The sequence below is a fragment of the Indiicoccus explosivorum genome, from assembly GCF_002167005.1.
In the GTDB taxonomy this organism is placed as follows: Bacteria; Bacillota; Bacilli; order Bacillales_A; family Planococcaceae; genus Indiicoccus; species Indiicoccus explosivorum.
Window position 1 is genome coordinate 24,806 of sequence record NZ_NHTN01000001.1, and the last position, 9,514, is coordinate 34,319.

The 9,514-nt window shown below is 53.2% G+C and carries 10 protein-coding genes; 4 read left to right on the forward strand and 6 right to left on the reverse strand.

The features are described 5' to 3' along the window. The first annotated feature begins 130 nt into the window (after positions 1 to 130). Entirely contained in the window at positions 131 to 412 is a 282-nt protein-coding gene (locus CCE92_RS00125; protein WP_088005509.1) for a YrhK family protein, read from the forward strand. A gap of 45 nt (positions 413 to 457) precedes the next feature. Here the strand turns inward: CCE92_RS00125 and CCE92_RS00130 are convergent, their stop codons facing one another. The 3 genes from CCE92_RS00130 to CCE92_RS00140 all read right to left on the reverse strand — a co-directional run bounded on the left by CCE92_RS00130 (position 458) and on the right by CCE92_RS00140 (position 3,501). Continuing rightward, entirely contained in the window at positions 458 to 1,291 is an 834-nt protein-coding gene (locus CCE92_RS00130; RefSeq protein WP_522731417.1) for a YitT family protein, read from the reverse strand. Positions 1,292 to 1,580: 289 nt separating this feature from the next. Continuing rightward, on the reverse strand, positions 1,581 to 2,006 hold the full coding sequence (locus tag CCE92_RS00135) for an Hsp20/alpha crystallin family protein (protein ID WP_088005513.1): 426 nt from the start codon (positions 2,004 to 2,006) through the stop codon (positions 1,581 to 1,583). A 268-nt stretch (positions 2,007 to 2,274) separates the two neighbouring features. Then, positions 2,275 to 3,501 (reverse strand): serpin family protein, encoded by a 1,227-nt coding sequence (locus CCE92_RS00140; protein WP_088005515.1) that lies wholly within the window; start codon positions 3,499 to 3,501, stop codon positions 2,275 to 2,277. A 90-nt stretch (positions 3,502 to 3,591) separates the two neighbouring features. On the opposite strand from CCE92_RS00140, the gene CCE92_RS00145 reads away from it, so the two are divergent. Beyond that, positions 3,592 to 4,455, forward strand: coding sequence for a GNAT family N-acetyltransferase (locus CCE92_RS00145; RefSeq protein WP_088005517.1), 864 nt, complete (start codon positions 3,592 to 3,594; stop codon positions 4,453 to 4,455). 243 nt (positions 4,456 to 4,698) lie between these two features. Here CCE92_RS00145 and CCE92_RS00150 read toward each other — a convergent pair whose 3' ends face one another. The 3 genes from CCE92_RS00150 to CCE92_RS00160 form a co-directional block, all read right to left on the reverse strand. Further along, on the reverse strand, positions 4,699 to 5,499 hold the full coding sequence (locus CCE92_RS00150) for an SDR family NAD(P)-dependent oxidoreductase (protein WP_088005518.1): 801 nt from the start codon (positions 5,497 to 5,499) through the stop codon (positions 4,699 to 4,701). 102 nt (positions 5,500 to 5,601) lie between these two features. After that, complete coding sequence (locus CCE92_RS00155; protein ID WP_088005520.1) at positions 5,602 to 6,498, reverse strand: 3-hydroxyacyl-CoA dehydrogenase; 897 nt, start codon at positions 6,496 to 6,498, stop codon at positions 5,602 to 5,604. Positions 6,499 to 6,551: 53 nt separating this feature from the next. Next, the gene (locus tag CCE92_RS00160) at positions 6,552 to 7,442 is read right to left on the reverse strand and encodes a glycerophosphodiester phosphodiesterase family protein (protein ID WP_162287781.1); all 891 of its coding nucleotides are present in this window, start codon (positions 7,440 to 7,442) and stop codon (positions 6,552 to 6,554) included. Between the two features lie 180 nt (positions 7,443 to 7,622). Here CCE92_RS00160 and ggt point away from each other — a divergent pair, with 180 nt between their 5' ends. Continuing rightward, a complete protein-coding gene (gene ggt / locus CCE92_RS00165) occupies positions 7,623 to 9,341 on the forward strand; it encodes a gamma-glutamyltransferase (protein ID WP_088005525.1) in 1,719 nt (572 codons plus the stop codon). Further along, the coding region (locus tag CCE92_RS16115; RefSeq protein ID WP_206601384.1) for a hypothetical protein at positions 9,277 to 9,514 on the forward strand (238 nt) is incomplete at its 3' end. The genes ggt and CCE92_RS16115, both read left to right, overlap by 65 nt.

The window sequence follows — 9,514 nt, forward strand, 5'->3', positions numbered from 1 at the left end:
ATTTCATTGCAACACTCTCGGGCTATTTACGTTTATTACCGTTCAGTGACATTTTTCTGCGCGAAGATTGAACACTAAAAAATCGGCTATTTACGGAGAAAGAAATTTTTTCACCGGGGAAGTACAGGCCATGCTGAATATCCACAGCCGGCACCACTATGCACCACACCGCAAACGGATTCCGCGGATTACAGCGACCGGCGAGTGCAGAGTGACGACCATGATCAATGATTTGCTCATCGCCATCCTGTTTGTAAGCGGCAGTCTCTTCAACTTCACTGACATGCCAGCTGTCTATGGGAATACGCTATACTTATTCGGCAGTCTGATCCTTGCCGGCCGGGCGCTTTACAACGTGAAGATCCATCTGTCCATCGAGCAGCCCGAAGAATCACAGCGGTATTGGAAATAATGAAACAGGGGCTGTCCGAATGTTTCGGACAGCCCCAATACATTTTCAGGCGGGGACTTTTTTGGATTGGTCATCCCGTCTGAAATTCCCCATGACTTCCATCGTTTCATTGATACTGACGAAAGCGTTCGGGTCGATATTTTTGATGAGCGGCCGGACGATCGCGAGTTCATAGCGATTGATGACCGTATACAGCACCTTCAGCTTCGCCTCGGAATAGGCCCCTTCCCCGTCCACTACTGTAATCCCTCGATAGAGATTGGAAAGCAGCTCTTTTTTGACTTCCGGTCCTTTATTCGTCACGACCATCAGGCTGAGTTTGATATGGCGGGTATGCACGCGGTCCACGACGATCCCGGTGATGTAGATCGATGCCATCGTGTACATCGCCAGCTCCCAGGAAAAAATGAACCCGGAGATGAAGACGACCATGCTGTTCATGACGAAGACGATGCCGCCCAGCGGAATATCTTTTTTCATGGCCAGTAAAAGCCCGATTACGTCGAATCCGCCAGTCGAGCTGTGGAAACGGACGATGAATCCGATTGCGATGCCGGCGACGACGCCGCCGAATACAGACGACAGAAGCGCATCTTCTGTCAGTTTCATGACAGGTATATATAGAAGTGCCACGGATGTGACAAGCACTGAAAACATGCTGTTGCCGATGAACACTTTGCCGAGTTTTTTCCAGCCGATGATCAGGATCGGGATGTTGAGGACAATGATCCAGATTCCCGTATTGAGCGGCGTCATCAGCCCAAGAACCATCGCAACCCCTGAAATGCCGCCTGAGAGGATTTCATGCGGCAGCAAAAACAAGTTCAGTGATACAGCCAATAAAATTGATGCAACGAATACAACAGAAAGTCTGAGCAAACGTTCCAATGTCATTTCTCCATTCTAAAAAAAATTAAACAGGCAATGCGCAAACGCAATGCCTGAAGTCGACTTTTCGTATTCTAGTAGAGGCGTTCCGGGATTGCAAGCAGCCTGTTCCGCCAGAGAGTGAACGTTTTGTGAAAAAGGAAAGTGCGCTGGAAAAAAAGGCGGTTTCCTCTAAAAAAACCCAGGATTTTCGGCTTTTTGCTGGTTACTGCCGTCCCCGATCCGGCGTTTAAATCACGGCAAAAAAATGCCGCCGGCGATCAGCCGGCGGGCACAGGACTTATTCGATTTGAATGCGCCGTCCGCCGCGGTGTTCGTCCGACTTTGGCACGTCCAGCCTCAAGATACCTTCCTTGAAGGAACCGTTGATTTTGTCCTCATTGATATCGCCGATATAGAAGCTGCGCTTGAATGTGCCGTATGAGCGCTCACGACGGATGTAACGGCCGTCAGGTTCTTCCGTTTCCTGATTCTGTTCCTTAGTGCCGCGGATCTCCAGGTAACCGTCCCGGTATTCCACTTCGATGTCGTCTTTTGTGAAGCCCGGAAGATCGACGGTGAATTCGTAGCGGCCGTCCATTTCTTTAATATCCACTTGCGGAAACGTATGCTCACCGAAAAACCGGTTGAAGAAATCGGATTCCAGACCGCTTCCGAACAGACTCGGGAACCAATCATCCTGTTTTTTAGGAAACAGTGTGTTCATCGGAATCGTCTCCTTTCCACAACATGATTTTCGAAGTTACTGAGCTGCAGAATCGAACCGGTAAGGACGTCCCCGGTTCGTGATGCCTTTCCATTCAAGCACCAGCTGACTCCGCATCACGCCTGCGCCTCCTTTTTCATTTAAGTGAATATTCAATTTAATTACTTCTATCATTTATTATAAAAAAATCCTGCCTGCCGTCAATCCATTTGCACACCTTCCAGGAATGTCCGCCCTGCTTTATCCGGCAGCGCATCCTTGCCTCTTTTTAGTTCACCGGATTTTCAATCGCTCCCATGAACAGGATCACGCCGGTTTCTTTATCGGTAATTGCCAAGAAAAACGGCCGGTCCGCTTCCAGGATGAACGGCGGTTCTGCCGGAGCGGACTCCGCCACCGCCACCGATGTTGCCGCAGCTGCTTCCGTTCCGGTTTCATTTACATCGATGAACGTCTTTTGCTTCACTTCCGAAATGAACAAGCCTTCGCTGTCTTCGAACATATTGGACAGATCGACACTGCTGAAGGCGGTCGCCATTCCCAGCCGCTGAAGCGTCTCATTCAGCACTTTTTCGTACTCCAGCTGGAATTTGGGCAGCAGGACAGTGCCCTGCTTTTTCTGGAATGCCGACATCCATTCGTCCCATTTCTCTTCCGTCAGCGACGCCTGGAATTTCTCCAGCGACGAGTTTTCCGACGGCAGAAAGACTTCCATGCTCATCTCGCCTTTTCCGTAAGGCAGTGATACAGCCTGGAATGCTTCCGTCTCGAAATACGGAAATTCCGCCTGCCGTTCCATGAGCGGCACCTGCACCGTTCCGCCGGCAGTGCTGAAAGGCTTCTCTTCAGTCAGCTCCCGGATGAACGGATACTGCCAGTCGCCTTTGAAGTAAACAGCGTTCAACAGAAGCGCCACGAGATTGCCGGGAAGCGGTTTCGACACCATGTCCTCGATCTTGCCGTTTGTCGCTTCCGCCACCCAGCTGTTGATCCGCTCCGCCGATTCCGGATCCGTCACATCGATGGACTCGATTTCCGCCCGGTAATAATCCCGACTGCTCTCTGTAAATGAATCCAGGAAACTGTAGCTGTCCTTCACCCAGATCGAATTCGCAAACTCCAGTCGGATATCCTCAGAGTCACTCTGGAGCGCCGCCATGAGCGAGGCATTCGCCCGGTTCATGTCTTCAGCGGAGACACCTTCCGCTTCGAGCACGTTGCCGATTTCAGTCTTCGTCACACCATCCGCCCCGTTATAGACCATTGCGAGCGCCATATAGAGACTTACCGGAGAGATAAAGATATTCCCTTCCTCCCTCTCCGTCAGATCACCCATTACCTTCATGCCGAGGACATTGTTCGCTTCCGCGATAAGTTCATAATCCGTTTCCCCGAATTCCGCCCGTTCCGAAATTTCCGAAGTGCCCGGTTCCTCCGCTGTCCCGCAGCCGGACAGAAGCACGATGGCAATAAACTCCGCTAACCCTTTCCGCACGCAGAATCACCCCTTTACTGGAGTAGACCGAAAGAAGTGTGATAAAGTTTCACTTGTCAGAAAGACCGTATCAAACAGGAGATGACAGCAATGGACATTACCATCAAGCTAATGACAAAAGAAGATTTCCCTTCTTTCCAGGGGATGCAGACGGGAATCGAAAATGACTACGTTGAACGGATTTATCCGAATCTCGTGAAAGGCAAGAACCGGCTGTATGGCCTCTTCGCTGGCGGCCAGCTCGCCTGTGTCTGCGGCTATACGATCTTCGCCGAACGGTATGCGATGATCGGGCGGATCCGGAGCGATGTGCGCTTCCGCGGCAAAGCATATGCCACCACCCTGACCGACTACATTAAGAAAGAGGCACTGAAACTGCCAGGCATCCATTGGGTCGGGGCGAATACGCAAGAGCAGAACGGGCCGGCCCGCCGCGTGCTTGAAAAGCTCGGGTTCCAGGAACAGGCCAAATTGTATGGCGCAACAGCAGAGAGTGTCTCAGCCCTTGCCGGACGTTCGGAATCGTGGGAAGAAATCAAAGAAATCGAGCGGAAAAGGCAGTGGGTCGACACGCTGTACCTGAAGACCGGAGCTGTGTTCCCGTACGAATGCTATTACATGTTTCCCGCCTCACAGAATTTATTCACCGACAGACAGCTTGAAAAATGGTCATTCCGGGAGAACAGGGACGGAACACGCGTCCTGATCCTGAAGAAAGATGAAAAGGGGTTCACTTACTTGCACGCGGTTTATCCGTGGGACGATGTCATGCAGCAGGACGGACTTTGGGAAACAGTCGACGAAGCATACAGACAGCTGGCTGAAACGGCAAAAGGGGAAACGCGGATCTGGATGGACTTATCAGAAGAAGCGGCGTCTTCCCTGCCGGAAAACCACCCGTTCACCCTCCCCTCTCCGTGGATGCTGTACGGAGCGCAGACAGAGGAAACGTGAACAAGACAGAACCTGCCAGTTCAGAAAAGGGGGAACCCGGCCCTTTCCGCAAGGCCCGCAGGATGCGGGTCAGGGGCAAATGGTTTTAACTGCGACGAGCTTGCGCAGGAGCAAGCGAGCAGGTCCGGAGCGAACAGCTAGCTGGCGGCTGTCCGTTCTCTTTTTTAACAACCTGAGAACCCGCACACTTCCCGAGTGTGCGGGTTCTGTCTTGTTCGGACAAGCCCAGTGAAGGGGCGCCGGCTATCGCATGACACCGCCGCCCGAGATCTTCACCGATTCGCCGACAATATTGCGGGCAGCGTCGGTCAGGAGGAATACGACGGTATTCGCCACTTCTTCCGCCGTCGTCATCCGGCCTGAAGGAATAGCGGCTTCGGCTTCCGCCAACGCCTCTTCGAATGGAATCCCCCGCCGGTCCGCCTTCCGCCGGATGCTAGAATAAGCCATTTCGGTATCGACGTAGCCCGGGCAGACCGCATTGACGCGGATGCCGTGTTCAATCGCTTCAAGCGCCATCGACTGTGTCCATCCGATCACAGCGAATTTGCTCGCCGCATAGGCCGTGTTGCCATAAGTTCCGCGCAGACCGGACAGCGACGACAGATTGACGATGTCGCCTTCTTTATGTTCCATCATTCTGCGGTAAACGAGCTGTGTCAAAAACAATGTCGACGTATAATTCAGCCGCATCAGGCTTTCCACGAAATCCTCTTCCAATTCTTCAACGGTTCTTCCGCCGGAAATGCCCGCTGAATTCACGAGACCGTTAATGAACCCGAGCTTTTCTTCAGCGTTTTCAACCAGCCGCGCCCGTTCTTCCGCCACCGTGAGATCCGCCGTCTGACTGAAGACGCCTGCCGGGTCCGCCAATTCTTTCAATTCCGCCGCCAGACGCGCCAGCTTCTCCCCGTTCCGGCCGGTGACCGTCACTTTCGCCCCCATTTTGAGAGCCGCTTTCGCTGTTTCAGCACCGATGCCTCCGGTTGCGCCTGTAATCAGAATATGTTTGTGTCCGAGCGCATTCTCCCCGAAAATCGCCATGGAATCCCTCCTGTTTTCAGCCCGCCGACTTCGATGCGTATGAAACCGAATGACACTTCGGTTTTTCGGAAATAAAACCCTGTTGGAACTTCACTCTATCCTTTATTTCAGGAAGTCTTCTTTCAGGAATGCCGGATCCGGATACGTATAGAATCCTTCGCCCGTCTCGCGCCCGAGCTTCCCTTTATCGATGTATTCGTTTTTTAGGAATTCCGCCATTTTCTTATATTCTTCACTGCCGGTCGCGTCCGCTTTCGCCTGCCCGATGTTATAGGCAGTGCGGATGCCGACGATGTCGAGGATCGCGAACGGGCCGAGCGGGGCGCCGGTTGCGACCATCCACGTTTTGTCGATGGTTTCGACATCCGACACTTCCCGGACGAGCAGCTTTTGGGCCGCTTCCAAAAAAGGCACAAGAAGTGAGTTCAGGATGTAGCCCGGCTGTTCTTTGTAAATCGGAAGTGCGACCATGCCGATGGCTTTGGCGAACTCGATTACGTCGCTGAAAACGTCCATATCGGTTCCCGGATGCTTCATAATTTCAGCCGTATTGTTTTTCCAGATTTCATTTGCGAAGTGCAGTGCCAGGAATTTTTCCGGCCGGCCGGTCGCCTCCGCAAACCGGCTCGGCAGCATCGTCGATGAATTCGTAGCGAATATGGTCTTTTCTGGAGCCGCCTCACCGAGTTTATTGTAAAAATCGGTCTTGATTTCCGCGACTTCCGGTACGGCTTCGATTACGAGGTCGGCATCATCCGCGGCCTCTTCCAAGTCCGCAGAAAACCGGATGCGGCCGATTGCCGCTTCCGTCTGTTCTTTCGAAGCGTTCAAATCCCGCTCATACCTCGGCTGCAGTTTCCGGATCCGGTCCTTCGCACGGTCGATCGCCCCGTCATCTATATCGTAGATCGAGACGTGGAAACCATGGAATGCTGTTTGGAATGCAATCTGACTGCCGAGCACACCGCCGCCGGCAACTGTGACATTTTTGAAATTCATACGGAATTCCCCTTTTCAATCAGTTTCTTTTCCTGTTCCCTCTTCCAGAAACATTAATCTAGCCCCATCTCTTCGGTCACTTCGGACAGACGGCCCGGATAGTCCGTGATCACGCCGGTGGCTCCCCACTCAATCAGCTGTTCCATGACGTCCGGGTCGTTTGCGGTATACGGATGGACAAGGAGCCCTTTCTCCAGTGCCTTATCGACGAATTCCTCATTTATATCGTGGTAGTTGACCCCCACGCCGACCGCGTATTCCGAGATATTCTCCAGCCGGTAATCGGAGCCGCTCGGGTTGACGTCCGACACAAGCTGGAACAGCGCCACCCGCTGATTCCGGACATAGATGTTATAAAGCGCCTCACTATAGAACGACTGGATGAGCACGGTCCCCCGCGGCACATCTTCACCGATCAGCCCATGGACTTCAAGCGTCGCAAGGAGCTTCTCTTCCAGACCGGGCTCGGCGATCGGCGCTTTGATTTCGATATACAGCCGGATATCATCGGCGAATTCTTCGATCGCTTCATTCAGCGTCAGCACTTCCAGCCCTTCGAAATCCGGATCCGCTTTATCCGGGAATTTCTCGTTGAACCAGGACCCGGCATCGAGTTCTTTTATCTGGTCCAGTGTCAGGTCACTGACTTTCCCAGTGCCGTCTGTGGTCCGGTCCACCGTCTCATCATGCATCAGGACGAGCGCGCCGTCCTTCGTCGTCTGCAAATCGAGTTCGATATAATCGGCCCCTCTTTCGATCGCAAGTTCAAACGCCGGCCGTGTCAGTTCAGGCGCCAGTCCTGACGCGCCGCGGTGAGCCACATTGAAAAACTCCTCCGGACTCAGCGTCGGCTTATCGTCAGCCAGAAATACAAGGTTCAGCACGATGACAGAGAGCAGGCCGAACGCAGAAAGCACGACGAGTACATATATTCTCTTACTCATAATCGGTCCCCTCAGTTCCATAAACTTATGCAGCAATAATAATTGACTTTTCCCTGCCGGAGCTATAAAGAAACCTGCGGAGGGTGTGCCAAGCCGGAAGAGTGGGTAAACACCCGTTAAGGACCGGCTTGAAATCCGATCCGCTTTGGCATGTGATCAATTTTGGAGAGGTGATTGGCAGTGGGAGCAAAAGACATCATCCGCAATCAGAAAGCGGAAAAACTTGAAGCGCATGAACATACTGACAGCGGGAAATACGGAATGGCTGCAAGCGCAATAAAAGAAGCGACGGACGCCGGGAGGCTCATCCTGGAAGAGGGCGGCAACGCGATCGACGCCGTTATCGCCATCCAGCTGGCGCTGGCGGCAGTGGAAGGAATGAATACGGGCATCGGCGCCGGCGGATTCCTCGTTTATTACGACAGTGAAAAGGATGAAACAAAGGTGCTGCATGGCCACTCTTCAGCGCCGGCAGCTGTTACGCCCGACTTGTTCATAGACGAAGCCGGGGAAATGCCTTCATTCGATGAACGATCGATCGACGCGCGTTCGGTCGGCGTGCCCGGCATCATGCGGACGTTGGAATTGGCGCATGAACGCTACGGTTCCATGCCGCTTGAACGCCTGATCGAACCGGCGATCCAGCTGGCGGAAAACGAATACCGGGTCAATTTCCTTTGGGAGCGGACGATCGGCCTGTTCAAAGACCGGATGGGCGAAGAAGCGAAAAAGATTTTCGTGCCGAACGGAGTTCCGCTGAAAGAAGGGGATACCGTCCGGCAGCCTGACCTCGCCAAGTCGCTGAAAATCATCCGTGACGAAGGATTCAAAGCGGTATATGAAGGAGAAATCGCCGACGCAATCGTTAAAACGGTCCAGGAGCGAGGCGGCCTGATGACAAAAGAGGACCTCCAAAACTATAAAGCAGACATATATGAACCGCTGTGGGGCAGCTACAAGGAATATGACCTTGCCTTTCCGGCACCGCCGAACGGAGGCGGTTTCGCTGTCGCACAGATGCTCAAGATGCTGGAACCGTTCGAACTCAGCCAGTACCCGCCCCATTCCTGGGAGAAGTACCATATCATTGCGGAAGCGATGCGCTTAGCACTCGCTGACCGGCATACGTATATCGCCGATCCGAAGTTTGTCGACATCCCGCTGGACGGGCTTCTGAATCCTGATTACATCAAAGAGCGCGGCAAACTAATCCAGCTGGACCGCCGGATGGAAGAAGCCCATGGCGGCAATCCTTGGAAATACCAGGAAGGGGAACCTGTCGATCAGCCGTTCGTGAATGCCCGGCAGGAAGGCTACGAAACCACACACTTCACAGCGGTCGACCGCTGGGGGAATGTAGCGGCGTGCACATCCTCGATTGAACGGATCTTCGGTTCCGGCATCATGGTGCCGGGCTACGGTTTTATCCTGAACAACGACTTGACGGATTTCTCGCCGGAACCCGGCACCGTGAATCAGCCGGCTTCAGGAAAATTCGCGGTCAGTTCGAAGACGCCGACCATTGTATTCCATGATGGAAAGCCGTTTTTCACACTCGGCTCGCCAGGAGCGGAAACCATCGTCGCTTCTGTCCTCCAAGTGCTACTGAATGTCCTGGAGTACGAAATGGACCTAGAGGATGCAATTAAAGAGCGGCGGATTTACAATACGCCTGATCTGTCTATCGAATGGCAGGATGGAATTGATGAAAAAGTGATGGAGAAGCTGAAGGAATTAGGGTACCACAGCGATCAGAGCTTTAAAAAAGTGACAGCTGACGATCGGCTCGGTGATGTGCAGGCCATTCTGATCGATCCGGAGACCGGAAGGACTTATGGCGCTGCCGATGAGCCCCGGCCGGGTGAGGCGGAAGGCGTCGACGATCTCCCGGAAGAATAAAAAAGCTGTTCTGGCAGAGCCGCAAAGGAAGGAGTTTGCTCCTCTCTTTGCGGTTTTTTGGGGTTGTCTCGGGCTCGAGGGTGCTTATCTCGGGCTTGATGCCGCTTATCTCGGTCTGGAACCCCTTTATCTCGGGCTCGAGGGTGCTTATCTCGGGCTTGATGCCGCTTATC